This window comes from Pseudomonas acericola (SeqCode), from assembly GCF_053456465.1.
Genome location: NZ_JBRFJB010000001.1, coordinates 221,315 through 236,382, shown reverse-complemented (window position 1 = coordinate 236,382; position 15,068 = coordinate 221,315). Strand labels below are relative to the sequence as shown.

The 15,068-nt window shown below is 63.2% G+C and carries 12 protein-coding genes and 1 tRNA gene; 1 reads left to right on the top strand and 12 read right to left on the bottom strand.

Features of this window, described 5'->3' with window-relative positions; genetic code table 11:
• Positions 1–58: 58 nt before the first annotated feature.
• From ACU688_RS01065 to ACU688_RS01030, 8 genes are all read right to left on the bottom strand, one after another.
• Positions 59–331, bottom strand: coding sequence for a MoaD family protein (locus ACU688_RS01065; RefSeq protein ID WP_124524932.1), 273 nt, complete (start codon positions 329–331; stop codon positions 59–61).
• Between the two features lie 44 nt (positions 332–375).
• On the bottom strand, positions 376–783 hold the full coding sequence (locus ACU688_RS01060) for a M67 family metallopeptidase (RefSeq protein ID WP_448183353.1): 408 nt from the start codon (positions 781–783) through the stop codon (positions 376–378).
• A gap of 5 nt (positions 784–788) precedes the next feature.
• Positions 789–1,961: a molybdopterin-synthase adenylyltransferase MoeB gene (gene moeB, locus ACU688_RS01055; protein WP_448183352.1), complete on the bottom strand. Its 1,173-nt coding sequence runs from the start codon at positions 1,959–1,961 to the stop codon at positions 789–791.
• A 247-nt stretch (positions 1,962–2,208) separates the two neighbouring features.
• Positions 2,209–4,707 (bottom strand): prodigiosin MAP biosynthesis aminotransferase PigE, encoded by a 2,499-nt coding sequence (gene pigE, locus ACU688_RS01050; RefSeq protein ID WP_448183351.1) that lies wholly within the window; start codon positions 4,705–4,707, stop codon positions 2,209–2,211.
• Between the two features lie 20 nt (positions 4,708–4,727).
• The gene (locus ACU688_RS01045) at positions 4,728–7,130 is read right to left on the bottom strand and encodes a decarboxylase (protein WP_448183350.1); all 2,403 of its coding nucleotides are present in this window, start codon (positions 7,128–7,130) and stop codon (positions 4,728–4,730) included.
• A 31-nt stretch (positions 7,131–7,161) separates the two neighbouring features.
• Positions 7,162–8,391 (bottom strand): MFS transporter, encoded by a 1,230-nt coding sequence (locus tag ACU688_RS01040; protein ID WP_448183349.1) that lies wholly within the window; start codon positions 8,389–8,391, stop codon positions 7,162–7,164.
• Positions 8,388–9,419 (bottom strand): methyltransferase, encoded by a 1,032-nt coding sequence (locus tag ACU688_RS01035; protein WP_448183348.1) that lies wholly within the window; start codon positions 9,417–9,419, stop codon positions 8,388–8,390. Before ACU688_RS01035 ends, ACU688_RS01040 begins: the two co-directional genes overlap by 4 nt.
• Positions 9,420–9,430: 11 nt before the next feature.
• The gene (locus ACU688_RS01030) at positions 9,431–11,347 is read right to left on the bottom strand and encodes a TonB-dependent receptor (RefSeq protein WP_448183347.1); all 1,917 of its coding nucleotides are present in this window, start codon (positions 11,345–11,347) and stop codon (positions 9,431–9,433) included.
• 222 nt (positions 11,348–11,569) lie between these two features.
• On the opposite strand from ACU688_RS01030, the gene ACU688_RS01025 reads away from it, so the two are divergent.
• Entirely contained in the window at positions 11,570–12,535 is a 966-nt protein-coding gene (locus tag ACU688_RS01025) for a helix-turn-helix domain-containing protein (RefSeq protein ID WP_448183346.1), read from the top strand.
• 5 nt (positions 12,536–12,540) lie between these two features.
• Here the strand turns inward: ACU688_RS01025 and ACU688_RS01020 are convergent, their stop codons facing one another.
• The 4 genes from ACU688_RS01020 to queE form a co-directional block, all read right to left on the bottom strand.
• Positions 12,541–13,410 (bottom strand): phosphotransferase, encoded by an 870-nt coding sequence (locus ACU688_RS01020; RefSeq protein WP_448183345.1) that lies wholly within the window; start codon positions 13,408–13,410, stop codon positions 12,541–12,543.
• A gap of 134 nt (positions 13,411–13,544) precedes the next feature.
• Positions 13,545–13,620 (bottom strand) — tRNA-Lys (locus ACU688_RS01015).
• Between the two features lie 63 nt (positions 13,621–13,683).
• Complete coding sequence (gene queC, locus ACU688_RS01010; protein WP_448183344.1) at positions 13,684–14,373, bottom strand: 7-cyano-7-deazaguanine synthase QueC; 690 nt, start codon at positions 14,371–14,373, stop codon at positions 13,684–13,686.
• Position 14,374: 1 nt separating this feature from the next.
• Entirely contained in the window at positions 14,375–15,022 is a 648-nt protein-coding gene (gene queE / locus ACU688_RS01005; RefSeq protein ID WP_124524942.1) for a 7-carboxy-7-deazaguanine synthase QueE, read from the bottom strand.
• Positions 15,023–15,068: the final 46 nt, after the last annotated feature.

The window sequence follows — 15,068 nt, the reverse complement described above, 5'->3', positions numbered from 1 at the left end:
TCGCTGCGCGCGACCTCGGGTGAGGTACGCCGCGCCAGCCCTTAGAGATCGCCGCCGATCAGCCGCCCGCGACGGCCGGCAGGATGGTGATGGCGTCACCGGCCTTGAGCGCGGTGCCCAGGTTGTCGGCGAAACGGATGTCGTCATCGTTGACGTAGATGTTCACGAAGCGATGCACCTGGCCGTCGCCGATCAGGCGATCCTTGACGCCTGGATACTCGCGCTCCATCTGTTCGATCACTTCCAGAACTGTGTTGCCTTGCACTTCCACGCGCTTCTGATCCTGGGTAAAAGAGCGCAACAAAGTGGGCACCATCACGGAAATCGACATGCAGAACTCCCTGGGCCTTAGTTGGCCCACTAATGAACTTCGGATTAATTAACGATGTAGATAACTTCTTCAGTCACTTTGCGTTTGACGATACGAAAACTGCGCACTGCAACTTCAACTTCCGGCAATGTTGAAACAATCACGTAGTGCACCGATGGATCACCGGCATAACTCACATCTTCCGCACTGGGGTAGGCCACGCTGGCGGTGTGGGAGTGGTAGATCACCCGACACTCTTCGTCCCGTTCATCGAGTTCACGCCACACCGCCAATTGCTGCTTGGGGGCGAAACTGAAGAACGTTTCGGAGCGCGCCGCGTTGTCCATCGCCACCAGGCGTTCGGCGGTTGGCTCATCCACCGGCGCGGCGATAATGCCGCAGGTTTCCAGCGGGTGATCGCGGTGCGCCTGTTCCAGCATGGCCTCCAGCAGGCCGGCACGCAGCTTCAACATGGCCGTCAGTAGCTCGGCAACGTCGGTTCGACATCACGCACCCAGGCGAGCACGCCGCCGTCGAGGTTGCGCACGTTGCTGAAACCGCGCTGCTGCAACTCCAGCAACACCGCCTTGGAACGCATCCCGGATTTGCAATGCAGCACCAGGTTGGCGTGCTTGCCGAAACGGGTTTCGATGACCTGCGCGGTGTTCGGGCCCTTGGGGATATGTTGCGCGCCGGGGATGCGCACGATGTCCCACTCGGTCTGTTCCCGCACGTCGATCAGCAGCAGGTTTTCCCGGCGTTCACGCAGGGCGTGCAGCTCGCGGGCGCTGATGGATGGAATGTCCGAAGGCTGCACGCCGTGGGGCGCCAGCAGGCCGCAGAACGCCTGGTAATCGCTGAGGGCGGTAATCGGCTGACGGCCCGGCGCACGGCGCAGCGGCATTTGCCGGTAGGACATTTCCAGGGCGTCATAGACCATCAAACGCCCCAGCAGGCTTTCGCCGATGCCGGTGATCAGCTTCACCGCTTCGGTGGCCATGATCGCGCCAATCGACGCGCAGAGAATGCCCAGTACGCCGCCTTCGGAGCAGGACGGCGCCAGTTCCGGTGGCGGCGGCTCGGGGTAGAGGTCGCGGTAATTGAGGCCGACGCCGCCGGGAGCATCTTCCCAGAACACCGAGGCCTGGCCTTCGAAACGGTAGATCGAACCCCACACGTACGGCTTGCCGGCCAGCACGCAAGCGTCGTTGACCAGGTAGCGGGTGGCGAAGTTGTCGGTGCCGTCGAGGATCAGGTCGTACTCGCTGAACAGCTGCACGGCGGTTTCCGGTTCCAGGCGCAGGTTGTAGCACTTGATCTGCACATGAGGGTTCAAATCGCGGATCGCCGCGGCAGCGCTATCGACCTTCAATTGGCCGACGGTGGCGACGCGGTGGATCACCTGGCGTTGCAGGTTGGACTCGTCCACCACATCAAAATCGATAAGGCCCAAGGTGCCGATACCGGCCGCTGCCAAGTACAACAACGCGGGCGAACCGAGACCACCGGCACCAATGACCAACACTTTGCTGGTCTTTAAACGGCGCTGGCCGTCCATGCCGACATCGGGAATCAACAAGTGCCGACTATAACGGGTGATCTCGTCGTTACTTAGTTGGGCAAGTGGCTCTACAAGTGCAGGAAGTTTCATCACGAATACCTGTTTCTGAATGCAACTGATTCTCAAGTAAACACTTGGTTTAATCAATTCAACAAATCAGAACATTCATATTCATAAAGGATATTTTTGTATGCGTTTAAATAAACAGTGGTGAACGGAACACCTGTGGCGAGGGAGCTTGCTCCCGCTGGGCTGCGTAGCGGCCCCAAAATCTTGGGAGCGCTGCGCACTCCAGCGGGAGCAAGCTCCCTCGCCACAAGGAGACAGCCCAGGAAAATCAGCCGAGGAAGGTCGACATGTCCTTGCACACCGCGCTGAACGCCTGCACAAAATGCCGCGCCTCGGACTCGCTGAGCACCAGCGGCGGCTGGATGCGCATGACCCGGTTGTTGTTGGCGGTGACGAAGGTCAGCACGCCATGTTCCCGGGACAGTTTGCTGACAAAGCGCAGCACGAACATCTCCTCGAAGTTTTTCTCGATCTCGCTGATGGCCTCGTCGATATGCCGCTTGGCCTTGCCCGAGAGCATGCGATAGGTGCCCGCCGCGTTGCCTGGCATGCGGCTGGCGAACTCGCGCACAAATGCTTCTACGCCGCCCTTATAGCTGTACTCGAACTCGATGGCGATCATCAGGCCCTGGCCGCGCACTTCGCGGATGAACGGGTAGCCGCTGACGGCTTCGCTCAACGCCTCCTTGAGTTGCGTGCCGACCCGCGCGGCGTTGCCGGCCAGGTCTTCGTTGGCGATCACCTCCAGGGTGGCAAGGGCCGAGGCCGAGGCGAAGTTGCCGCCGCCGAAGGTCGAGGTGTGCAGGGCGAAGGTGTCGATGCTGCCGTAGGCGCGGTCCCACAGCGCCGTGCTGGACAGCGTCGCGCCAATCGGCACGGCGCCGCCGGAGAGGGATTTGGACAGCACCAGAATATCCGGCACCACCCCTTCCCACTCACAGGCAAACAGCTTGCCGGTGCGGCCGAGGCCGGTCTGGATTTCGTCGAGGATCATCACGCAATCGTGGGCCGTGCACAGCGCCCGCACCTGTTGCAGATAGCCCGCTGGCGGGAAGATCACGCCGCCTTCGCCCTGGATCGGCTCGAGGATGAACGCGCCGACATCGCCTTGTTGCAGGGCGCTTTCCAGGGCGTGCAGGTCGCCGAAGGGAATCGAATCGCAGCGCGGCAGCAGCGGCTTGAACGGGTCGCGGTGTTTGTCGCGGCCGGTCACCGACAGCGCGCCGAGGGTCTTGCCGTGGTAGCCGTTGTCGCAATACAGCACGCGCGGGCGACGCATCGCGGCCATCGCCAGTTTCAACGCGGCTTCGATGGCCTCGGTGCCGGAGTTGCTGAAGAACACCCGCTCCAGGTTGCCCGGCGCCAGTTCGCTCAAGCGCTGGGCGAGCAGGCTGGTGTGCAGCGGCACCGACACGTACTGCACAAAGGTCGGGTGCTGGTTTTGCAGGAATGCCTGCAACGCCTGGTTGACCTTGGGGTGGTTGTGCCCGGTGTTCAGGCAGCCGTAGCCGGCGACGAAATCCAGGTAACGACCGCCGTCCAGGTCGGTGAGCCAGCACCCGTCGCCTCTGGTGAACACGCGCTCGATATGGTTGAACTGGTAGAACTCGCGCAGCACCGGGTTGATGTGCTGGCCGAAGCAGCGCAAGGCTTCGGCACGCAGGTCGGCGGGTGGCGCCACGTCCTGGCGGCGGTGGAAACGGCGCAGGGGCTGGAAGTCTTCGTCGCGCAGGCGCTCGCCGTAGGAGGCCATGGGCGACGGCGAGAAGCCGTGCAGCTCGGCGATGCGGCCGATTTCCAGGACTTTTTCTTCGGGCAGTTCACGCCCGATGGAGAACGCTTCGGCGCGGCCTTCCAAGGCCAGTACCAGGGTTTCGGCGAGGCAGCCGTTGAGGAATTTCTTTGGCGCAAGGCCCAAGTTTTCGGTGCCGAAACGCACCGCGTCGCTGGCCGACACCAGGCCGCCGTCGACGATCAGAATGTCATTGCGGTCGTGGTTGAACGCCAGCACATCGCGGGGCAACGCAGCGTCGATCACCACCGCGCCGGGGGCCAGGCGATACGGGTCGATCACCCCGCCGCTGGAGGTGGCCGCGACGTAGAAACGCACGTCGTCGTAGCAGCTTTCAATCTCGGCGGTGAGGCGCACCTGGGCGTGCATCTCCCCCGGCAGATAGGCCAGGCTTTCCTGGCCTTGTTCGACACTGCCGCGATGTACCAGGCGCAAGCGGCAACCGTGGCGGGCGAGCAACTTGGCGATGACCAGGGCGATGGAGCCGGGGTAGCCGACCACCGCGACTTCGCTGTCGGCCGGGTCTACGTCGAGGCGCTGCATGGCCTCCAACACGTTCTTGTACGCGGCGTAAGCGGTCAGCGAATTACCCGTGGTGACCGCCACGCCGCTGCGCTCCTGAGTCTGCAAACCACGGTTGCCGACGATGGCCGTGAAACCACCCAGGCCGACCAGATGGGCGCCCTGCTCCTTGAGGTTGTTCACACCGTCCAGCACCCGCGCGGCAATGCTGCGCGGCTGGCTGAGCATTTGCTCGGCGGTCAGTGGCAGGTAATGCAGGATGCCTTCGCAGGTGGCGCCGGTGGCGCTGACGATGCGCCCGAAATCGGCGAACGGCACCAGGTTGCGCGGTTGCCACAGTTCCGGCTGATAGCCGCGATCCTGCTCGGCGAGGGTGCGGTCAAGCAGGTCGATGATCTTCACTTGGCGTTGCAGCGCGATGGACGTCGGGTGAGCGATAAAGCCGAATTTCATGGGAGCGTGTCCTCTGTGTTTCATTGACGGTTCCAGGCGGTTTCGGAGACCAGGCTCAAGCCGTCGCCTTCCGAGTTGTGGGCCAGCAAGACGTCGAAAATATTCAGTTGCCCGGGTTGGGTCAGGGCGTTGCGCAGATGCGCTTCATCGAAACGCACCAGACGCTCGCGGTGCAGGTTGATCGTGCCGATGCGCTGCACGGGCTGCGTCGCGGCGACGCGGGTGCTGACCGCGACCTGTTGCGCACCGTTGTGGGCGTAGCGTTTGTCGAGGTAGGTCTGGATCAGCGAGAGCACGCCGTTGCTGAGGTAGAACAAGGTCACGTTGCGCGCAGGGTCGGTCAGGCCTTGGGCCAGGCGCGCTTCGATGTCCGGCACCAACGCCCGGGCGCCATCGCCGACAAACGCCAGCACATTGCCGCTACCGGTCATGGCGATATACGGCAAGGCCATCAGGCCATCGCCCATCAACGCACGGCCGTACCAGCCGGAGAACCCCGGGTCGGTGCGCGGCACGTTGCGCAACGCCGAGATGGCGCCACGGCCGACGTCGTACACGCCGATGTAGCGGTAGTCGTGCTGCTCGATCAACTCGCGCACCAGGTTGCCCAGGCGGCGGAAGAAGTAGTTGGAGGTCATCGGCAGGGTTTCGATATGGTCCGCCGCCACGCTTTCGCTGGTGGCGGCCACTTGCGCCAGCTTGGCGCGGCGCAGGGCGAGCACCACGGGTTCGACCTGCAAGCCGCGCTCGATGTGATCGAGGAACACGTCCAGCGGCACGTCCAGCGCCAGATCGGTGAACGGCGACAAGTGCCGCGGCTCGTGGTTGACCTGCACCACGCGCAACTGGCGCTTGAGCTTGCCTTCGGAGAACGGCGTGGCGGCCTGATCGACCTTGCCCTTGAGGAAGAACACGCAGTGACTTTGCGGCCCGTTGAGTTCATGGTCGGTGTGCACGAACTGATAGACCCGGCGACTGAAGCCATACAACGACAGCGGCCCGAGGTAGTTCGGCACCTTGCGGCCCTGGTGATACGGGCCGACGCTGCCCGGCTGGGTGATGCTGTCGGACAGCGCAATCGCGCCGTGTTCGGCCAAGGCATGCACGCGTTGGCGCTGTTGATCGTTGAGCTTGCCGCACTGCCAGAGCAGGTGCAGCGGCTGGGTGTTGATCAGGTCCAAGGCCTGGTCCAGCGCTTCGAGTTGCGCGCTGCTGAGGTTCACTTCGGCAGTCGATGGCAAGGCCGGCAGCGCCACGTTCAGCGGCACTTGCGGACGCGATTCGAGCACGCCTTGGGTGGCCAGGATAAACACCGGCTCGGCACGTTCGGCGAGCATGGCGAAGGCTTGTTCCAGGCAGGCGCCGATCTCTTCGACCTTGCGGATGAACACCTGGCGCAAGCCCTTGGCTTCGATGACCTGGCGCCCGTCGTTGTCGTTGTCGTGGGTGCCCTGGAACGCGTACCAGACGTTTTCCGGGCTGTCGGCGCAGATGATCAGGCCCGGCGCGCCGATGCGCTTGAGGTTGGCCAGGGTGCCGCGAAACTCGTCGATCATGCCCGAGGTCACGGTGATCACATAGGCGCGGCCAAACAGTTGCCAGCCGGCCATGGCGCCCACCGCCAGGCTGTGTTCGTTGCAGCCGCTGAGGCAGCGCACGCCGGTGCCGGCGACATTTTGCTGCATCGACTGGATCAGGCCCGCGACCATCGAACCGGTGTAGGCGTGAAAGTCCCAGCGCTCTTGCCAGCGGCTGTGCATAAAGCGCGTGACCTCGGTGGCCAGGCTCACCGAGAGTAATGGCCCGCTGATAGAACGGGCGAGCAAGCGGTTGAAGTGGGCGTGCTCCAGATGGTCGAGGATGATGCGCAGCAGGTCGGCACGGCGCGCAGCGCGGTCGTCGTTGGCCACGCGCAGGTGGCGGTTGCCGCCGACGCGGTTCATCCAGCCGGGCAAGGCCGACAAGGCGCAGTACAGCACGGCCGAATGGGGCGACAGGCGCGCGTTGGGTGCGGCGGCGATCAGCGTGTCGAACGGATCGTCCATGCCCGCCTCGGCCTGTTCGCCGAGGTCGAGGATGAACAGCTCGTTGGACAACGGCGGGCTCTGCTGACGCAAGCGAGCCTGCGCGGCCTCCACCGAATCGAAGCTCATCAACCACATGTCCGGCAACGCCGCCGCATGCGCCGGGCTGCCTTGCAGGTAGCGCTGGGCCTGGACCATCAGGGTTTCCAGTACCGCATCGCTGCGCGGTCGGGGGCCCAGGGCCTGGTGCATTTCTTCGCAGTCGCCAGCGGTCACGGGCCAGTCAGCGGCATTCGGCAGCGGCTGCAAACCGGCCTGCAAATGCTCGATGACAAACGTCACGTCCTCAATCAGCGGCTGCGCCTGGGTAATCAAGCAGATTCCTAACGTGGCCTTCATGAACCTATCCCTATTCCAATCAAACTGAGGATCAAATGACCGGCCGCTGCTGATCGCCGGTAGCCAAGGCAATCGAGCGCCGCGCCAGCACGGCCACGCCGCACACCAGGGCCATCGCCAGCGACAGGCCGGCGAGCATGCCGACGTGGCCGCTGCGGTCGAGCAGCACGCCAGCAGCAATCGGCACCAACATGCGCGTCAACACGAACAGACTGGCCTGCAAGCCGTAGTCGGCGGCCTGGCGATGCTCGCGGGAGAAAAACATCATCAAGGCGAAGACCAGGGTCGAGACCGCGCCCATGGCTGTCGCCAACAGGAACGCCGCTGCTACCAGCCAGACCATGTCGGCGCGCAGGCCGACAGCGGCGGTCAGTGCTAATAACGAAATCAACGCCCACAACATAAACAGCGGAATCGCCCGGCCCGGGCCGATGCGCTGGATCAGCCGCCCGCCGAGCAAGCTCGCCACGGCGCCGACCACGCCGCCGCCGACGCCGGCAATCAGCGCGACTTTCGGCGCGACCATGCCCTGGTCCAGCAGCAGCGGCTTGAGGTACAGCCACGCTGCGCCGACAAACGGAAAACTGGTTAACAGCACCCAGGTCCACAGGCGTGCGCCGGGTTGGCGGAAGTAACCCGACCAGTCGGCCAGCGCCGGGCTGATTGGCGCGCTGCTGGTGCCTTGCGCATTGCCTTCACGCAGCCAGGCCAGGGGCAGCAATGCCAGCAGCAAACCGCCGGCCATCAACAGGAACGGCGCTTGCCAGCCCCAGCGGCTCTGCACCAGCAACATCACACCAGCGCCGACAATCGCGCCGAGAAACAGCGCGGCCGAACGGATGCTGCCGGCGCGCACTTGCTCCGATTGCGGCAGCAACTTGATCGCCAGGGCGTTGACCGGGATGTCGGCCCAGGTCGCCAGCACCGAGGCGGCGAAGGCCAGGCCGAAGAGGTACAACGGGTTGCCGGTGATCGACAATTGGCTGGCCGCCACCAGCAACACCGCCAGCAGCAGGCACAACAACATTGCCCAGTTGCGGTAATGCCCACGCTGGAAGCGATAGCGCTGCACGGGCAGCGCCAGCAAGAACTTGAACACCGCCGGCAAGCCGGCCAGTTGGAACAGGCCGATGTCGGTGCCCGACCAGCCGTGTTCGCGCATCACCAACGGCAGGCCGAGCAGCAGGTAGATGCTCGGCACCACCAGGACAAAACCGAGCCAGCCAAACAGCAATTGCAGACGCCACATGGAAGGGTTCATGAGGCGCTCCGACGGGCGACTAGCACCGAGACGGGGGCAACGGCGAAGGCCACTTCGGGGTAGCTGTCGATGTGGCTGAAGCCGGCCTGTAGCAAGGCGTCACTCAGGCCGCCGGCCTCGGTGACATGGCGACCGAGCATTTGCATCGACAGGTAATACGGCATCACGCGTTGGGCGTGTTCGGGGTCGGCGGGGATCTCGGCATGAGCGCTTATCAGCACGCCGCCGGGGCGCAGTGCGGCGTGGATCTTGGCCAGTGTGGCTGGCAGGTCCGGGACGAAGTGCAGCACCGAGGAACACCAGATCACGTCGTAGCCGTCGCCAATCGGGTCGCTGGCCAGGTTGCCGCCGCGCACGTTGAGGCGTTGTTCGAGGCCTGCGCGCTGGATGTTGGCGGCGGCGACTTCGACGGTTTTGTCGAAGTCGAAGACTTCGCCGCTGAGCAGCGGGTTGTCACGCACCAGGGCAATCGCCACCAGGCCGGGGCCGCCGCCGAGGTCGAGCAGGCGGCGTGCCTGGCTGAATTCGGGGACCAGGGCCGTCAAGCGCAGGGCCACGTCGACGGTGACGGCGCGCTGCTCCTGGGCGATCTGCAGGCGTGCGGCGGCGGTCCAGTTGTCGATGGTGGTGGTCATGTCGGTGGGCTGGCTGTCGGGCTGGCCGGCGCGCACTTGCTCGCCCAGTTGGCTGCCGAAACGGCGCATGCCGCGCAGGCGAAAGGTCCAGGCGTCGCCGCAATAGTCCGTGGCATCGCTGCGCAGGTAATCGCTGGCCACCGGCGTGTTGCGGTACAGCGGCGGCTGGCGTTCATCGCGTTGCAGCAGGTCCATGCTCCACAGGGCTTCGAGCCAGAAGCAGGTGTTGGCCGGGTCGAGTTCCAGTTGCCGGGCGACGAGGTGGGCCGAGGTGGGTACTTGCAGCAGGTCGAAGAGTTTCCATTCCAGCGCAATGCGCAGGGCGTCGGCGCGCACGGCAGCAAGGGTCAGGTCCCAGAAAGGTTGCAGGGCATGTGGGGTGGACAGGTTCATAGGGTTATCGCTCACAGTTCATAGCTGAGCCGCAGGCCGACTTCGCGGCCCGGGCTGTACACGCGGGTGGTGCCATTCAGGTAGCCGACGGCGTCGTAGCGCTTGTCGGCGGCGTTGTTCACGTAGGCGCTGATGCCGTAGTGGCTGAAGTCGTAGCCGGCTGTCAGGTCGATCAGGCCGTAGCCGCCACGGCTGTATTGGTTGGCGGCGTCGAGGTAGGTCTTGCCGACGGCGCTGACACCGCCCTGGGCGTACCAGCCGGCAGGCGCGTCGTAGCGCAGGCTGAGGTGGCCGGTGAGGTCCGGCGCGTAGGGGTTGTGATTGCCCTTGTAGTCGTTGCTGCCTTCAGTGAATTGCTTGAAGCGCGTGCGGTTCAGGCCCACGGAACTGACCACGCGCCAATCGTCGGCGACGAGGTATTCGGCCTCCAGTTCAAGCCCGGTGGAACGTGCGGTGGCAGCGTTGGTGATGTACACCACGCCGGGCTGGATGATCTGCTGCACCTGCATGTCGCGCACGTCCATCAGGTACACCGCGGCCGAGTAGCGCAGGCGTTTGTCGGCGAGCCAGCCCTTGGCACCGAGTTCGTAGGTTTTGACTTTTTCCGGGTCGTAGCCGGGGTAGTTGGCGGCGCTGGAGAAGGCGTTGAAGCCGCCGGCGCGGAAGCCTTCGGCGTAGCTGGCGTAGACGTAGGCGTCGGGCTGCCACTCATATTGCAGCGCGGCCTTGGGGGTGAAGCGTTGCCAGCTGGCGCTTTGGCGGCTACCGATGGCTGGGTCGATATGCACTTTGTCCTGCTCGGCACGGGCGCCGAGGGTGAGGGTCCAGCGCTCGGCCAGAGGCATCAGCCATTGGCCGAACAGTGCGCTGGTGTTGCCGCCCAACTGGCTGGCGGTCTCGGTCAGGCGCAGCGGCAGTTTTTGTTGGTAGGACAGGTCGTGGTCGTCGCGATCAGCATAGGCGCCGAGCAGCCACTGGTTGTCGCGCCACTGGCCTTCGAGGCGGAATTCCTGGGACAGGGTGTTGAAGTGGTAGTCGCGGGCCAGGTGCAGTTGGTCGGCCGGTTGGAAGTCGGTGTCTTGTTGCAGGCGGTCGTAGAAGTCGTTGCGGGCGGTGATGGAGCGCAGTTTCACCCCGGAGTCGAAGGTGTGCTGCACGTCCAGCGACAGGCTGCGGCCGCTGGAGTGGTTCCAGCTCGGTGTGCCGGAGCGCACTTCGCGACGGGTCGAGGTGGCGGCGCCCCATTGTGAGCCGCCATCGCGGTAGTCCTGGCGGCTGTAGCGCAGGTTGACGTCGGTGGCCAGGGTTGGCGTCCAACGCAGCACCATGCGCGCGCTGTGCCGTTCACGGTCATCGGCTTGCCCGCCTTTGTAGGCGTTGTCGATAAAGCCGTCCTGCTCGCGCCATTGGCCGGACACGCCGGCATATAGGGTGCCGGGGACCAACGCCGTGCTGGCATCCGCGCTCAGCGTGCGCAGGTCGCGGCTGCCGGTGCCGGCTTCGAGGCGTGCGTAAGGCGTATCGCCGGGCTGGCGGGTGTGGATGCTCAGCACGCCCGCTTCGGCGTTGCGCCCGTACAGGGTGGACTGCGGGCCGCGCAGGATCTCGATACGCTCGACGCCCAGCAGGTTGTGGTCAAAGCCCTGCCCCATCAGGGTCGGCACGCCGTCCACGAGCATCAGCATCGACGATGAAAACGCCGTCGCCCCGGAACTCAGGCCACGGACCACCGGCAGGTTGGTGCCGGACTGGCCGAACGGCTGGAAGGTGAAGCCTGGCGTGCTGCGAGCCAGGCGTTCCAGGTCGTCAATGTTGCCTTTACGCAGGTCTTCGCCGGTGATCACCGTCAGGCTCGCCGGGACTGCTTCCTGTTCCTGCTCGATCTTGTTGGCCGTGACCTTGACCGGTGCCAGTTCGGTCTGTGCCATGGCAACGCTTGCGCTGCCCAGACAGCACACCAGCACGCCGCTGAAAACCCCTGTGTTCAAAAGCTTTCCCCTTCAATGAATCGCCCCATGGCCGCGTCGTGGCGATGGCAGTTGATGGGGAAACATGCTATTCATTAATGCGAATGCTTATCATGTGTGTCCGTATGGATTTCGGATCAATCCATATGCGAACCGGAGCCAAAACTAGGGAGGGCGTGAAACGTGTCGGCTTTACAAAGGATTTCCCAGTCGTATCGAGTCGCGTCAACGCACTCGCGGCTGGTCAGCACGCAAGACTGCGGCTGGATGCGCCAGCAGTTGCCGGAAGAGCTGGGCGAGTGCTATTCGGAACGCTTGAGCTTCGACGACGACCTGATGGTGGTGCGCTCGCGCTATCGCCCGACGCGCAACCTGATTGAAGAAACCGTGAGCCCGCACAACCGCCACATGCTGGTGATTACCTTCGGCATGCAGGGTGATTCTGGCTATAAGGGTGCGGATGGCGCGGCGGTGTCGTTCAGGGCAGGCTTCACCACGATCACGTCGTTCCAGCTCAGCCTGGGCGAGCGCTGCTATGAAGCCGGCGCGACGGTGTCGCAACTGCGCCTGTTGATTGGCGAGAGCATGCTCAACAAGTACATCGGCGAGCAGCGTACCCAGCAGATCCTCGGCAACGGCAACGTGCGCCAACTGGCCTTCCAGAAGACCTCCGCCGCCAGTGCCAGCCATGCCAGTGCCCTGACCCGCTACCTCAACCACGGCGTGACCGGCACGCTGGACATGCACATCCACACCCTGAGCCTGCTCTCCGAACAGCTCAAGTTGCTGAGCCCCGACACCCTCCCGGAAAGCCTGCAATTCAGCGCCACCGACATCGAGAAACTTGAGCGCGCCCGGGACATCATGATCGAGCAGATGGACCAACCGCTGACCATCCCGTATCTATGCGCGGCGGTTGGGCTCAACGAGTTCAAGCTCAAGGAAGGCTTGCACTACCGCTTCAACTCCACTCCGCACCGCATGCTCAACGAGATTCGCATGCGCAAGGCCTACACCCTGCTGGAAAGCGGCTGCCAGGTGGCGCAGGCGGCCTACCAGGTGGGGTACAAATTCCCGAACAACTTCAGCGCGGCGTTTACGCGATTCTTCGGCAAGACGCCGAAGTCAGTGTTTGGCAAACGCCGCTGAGCCCATCAAGGGTGCGTGGCGGGAGCCCGCTTGAAGGCCGCCTGGGCCTTGGCGTTGGTCAGGATGCTGTAGCGCGTGGTGCGCGAGACTTTGTGGGTGAGGAAGCGTTCGAACACCGGGTCGAAGGTGGCGCGTTGCAGGTTCGGCTGCTCGTCCATCAGGTAGCGTTCGCAGAGCGCACGATAGGCGTCGAGGGTGACGAAGCGCTTGATCCAGAAGTGATAGAAGTAGCCCATCAGGAAACCCAGGCTGAAGTCATGATCGATGACCGAATGCGCGCAGCATTCAAAATCGATCAGGCGTAGCTGGCCGTCCAGGGCGATCAATATATTCTTGGGGTGCGGGTCCATATGCACAAACCCTTCGGCGAGCATCTGCGCGAACAATCGGAACACCCGTGGAAGCAGTTCATCGGCCTGTTCCGGGTGCGCAATAAGACGATCATCCACACTGCAATGATCATCAAAAAACCCCACCAGCAGGTATTCCTCTTTCAGGAAGGGGAAGCGCGTTTTATAGCCGAACCCGGCCACACGCGGCACGCTGGCGGACTTGGCAGACACCACGGACAGGTTGATGAACTCGTTGGTCAAGTCATGCAGGCCGAACGCGCGTTTTAGCCCCAGGTAGTTTTGCAGCTGTTTTTTCCAGTGCTCAAGCTTGTTGTGCTTCAACACCCACCGGCGCTCTCCCTCCAGCAGGAATACGCCGCGGGTGGCTTCGGGTATGTCGAGGCTGGTGTGTTGCTGCGGTGCGGCGAGGAAGCGCTGGACCAGCGTGGAGAGTTCAGGCTGATGGCGGGGGTCGAAATGGAAGGTGATGTCGCCGATGGACTCGGGTTGGAATGCGCGGGTGATGGTGTTGAGGTGACGCATGGGGTCTTCCTGACGCAGCGCTATCGGATTTTTCGAAATGGCCCGGCCAGGTAGACCGCGCTAAATCCCAGGCAAAAAAAAACCCGGAAATCCTCACTTGCGTGGGCCTTCCGGATTTTCTAAACCGCCAAAAATGGTGGGTCGTGTGGGATTCGAACCTACGACCAATTGGTTAAAAGCCAACTGCTCTACCAACTGAGCTAACGACCCGCTGTGTGGTGGCGCGTATAATACTGATTTCTAAGGATTATTCAACACCTTATTTTAAATAAATCAGAAATAACGCGTTGGGTCCGTAATTCCGGCCGCTTGGAAGCCTTCTGCACGCAGTCTGCAGCTGTCGCATTTCCCACAAGCACGGCCGTCATCGTCTGCCTGGTAGCAGGAAACTGTCAGCGAGTAATCGACGCCAAGTCCTACGCCAGCCTTGACGATATCGGCTTTGCTGAGGTTTTGCAGCGGCGCCAGGATGCGGAAGCCCTGCCCTTCTACACCGGCCTTTGTCGCCAGGTTGGCCATGCGTTCGAACGACTCGACGAACTCTGGGCGGCAGTCTGGGTAGCCGGAATAATCCACCGCGTTGACGCCGATAAAGATGTCGCGGGCGTTGAGCACTTCGGCCCAGCCGAGGGCCAGGGATAGGAAGACGGTGTTGCGCGCCGGCACGTAGGTGATTGGAATGCCTTCGCTCGGCGCTTCCGGCACGTCGATGCTGCTGTCGGTCAGGGCGGAACCGCCGATGCCGTTGAGGTTCAGGCCGATGACCTTGTGCTCGACCACGCCCATGTCGCGCGCTACACGGGCAGCGGCGTTGAGTTCGGCGCGGTGGCGCTGGCCGTAGTCGAAGCTCATGGTGTAGCAGCTGTAGCCTTCAGCTTGCGCCATTGCGACTACGGTGGCGGAGTCAAGGCCGCCGGACAGCAGGATTACGGCGCGTTTTTGATCTGTGGTTTGTTCGGTCATGTCAGCGTCCCGGCTCGTCGTTCCAGAGGTATTTGTGCAACTGCAATTGCAGGCGCACCGGTAGATTGTCCGCCACCACCCAGTCGGCAAGGTCGCGGGCGTTCAGGTCGTGGTGGCTGGGAGAAAACAGCACCTCGCCTGCGCGACGGTCCAGGCCGTATTGGATCAGCTTGGAGTTCGCCCAGTCGTAATCGTCACGGGAACAGATGACGAACTTGACCTGATCGTTGGCCGTCAGCAAGTCGATGTTCTCGTAACGGTTGCGGTGCGATTCCTTGGAGTCGGGCGTCTTCAGATCGACTACTCGGCTCACGCGCGGGTCGACCGCGGAAATATCCAAGGCGCCGCTGGTTTCCAGGGACACCTCGTAACCGGCATCGCACAACTGCTTGAGCAAAGGGATGGCATTGGGTTGCGCCAAGGGCTCACCGCCCGTCACACAGACGTAGCGTGGCCGGAAGCCGGCAACCTGTTCGAGGATGTCGTCGAGGGTGCGCACGGTGCCGCCACTGAAGGCGTAGGCGCTGTCACAGTATTGGCAACGCAGAGGGCAACCGGTCAGGCGCACAAATACTGTGGGCAGGCCAGCGGTGCGCGTTTCACCCTGCAAAGAGTAAAAAACTTCGGTGATACGTAATGTGTCTTGCATAGTCGCCACGGGCGTAACAGCTAAACAGGCTGTCCGCCTCCGTCAG

What these genes read in the sequence shown, in the direction of transcription:
- ACU688_RS01065 (WP_124524932.1), bottom strand. Translation starts at nt 331, where the DNA reads ATGTCGATTTCCGTGATGGTGCCCACTTTGTTGCGCTCTTTTACCCAG.
- ACU688_RS01060 (WP_448183353.1), bottom strand. Translation starts at nt 783, where the DNA reads ATGTTGAAGCTGCGTGCCGGCCTGCTGGAGGCCATGCTGGAACAGGCG.
- moeB (WP_448183352.1), bottom strand. Translation starts at nt 1,961, where the DNA reads ATGAAACTTCCTGCACTTGTAGAGCCACTTGCCCAACTAAGTAACGAC.
- pigE (WP_448183351.1), bottom strand. Translation starts at nt 4,707, where the DNA reads ATGAAATTCGGCTTTATCGCTCACCCGACGTCCATCGCGCTGCAACGC.
- ACU688_RS01045 (WP_448183350.1), bottom strand. Translation starts at nt 7,130, where the DNA reads ATGAAGGCCACGTTAGGAATCTGCTTGATTACCCAGGCGCAGCCGCTG.
- ACU688_RS01040 (WP_448183349.1), bottom strand. Translation starts at nt 8,391, where the DNA reads ATGAACCCTTCCATGTGGCGTCTGCAATTGCTGTTTGGCTGGCTCGGT.
- ACU688_RS01035 (WP_448183348.1), bottom strand. Translation starts at nt 9,419, where the DNA reads ATGAACCTGTCCACCCCACATGCCCTGCAACCTTTCTGGGACCTGACC.
- ACU688_RS01030 (WP_448183347.1), bottom strand. Translation starts at nt 11,347, where the DNA reads ATGGCACAGACCGAACTGGCACCGGTCAAGGTCACGGCCAACAAGATC.
- ACU688_RS01020 (WP_448183345.1), bottom strand. Translation starts at nt 13,410, where the DNA reads ATGCGTCACCTCAACACCATCACCCGCGCATTCCAACCCGAGTCCATC.
- queC (WP_448183344.1), bottom strand. Translation starts at nt 14,373, where the DNA reads ATGACCGAACAAACCACAGATCAAAAACGCGCCGTAATCCTGCTGTCC.
- queE (WP_124524942.1), bottom strand. Translation starts at nt 15,022, where the DNA reads ATGCAAGACACATTACGTATCACCGAAGTTTTTTACTCTTTGCAGGGT.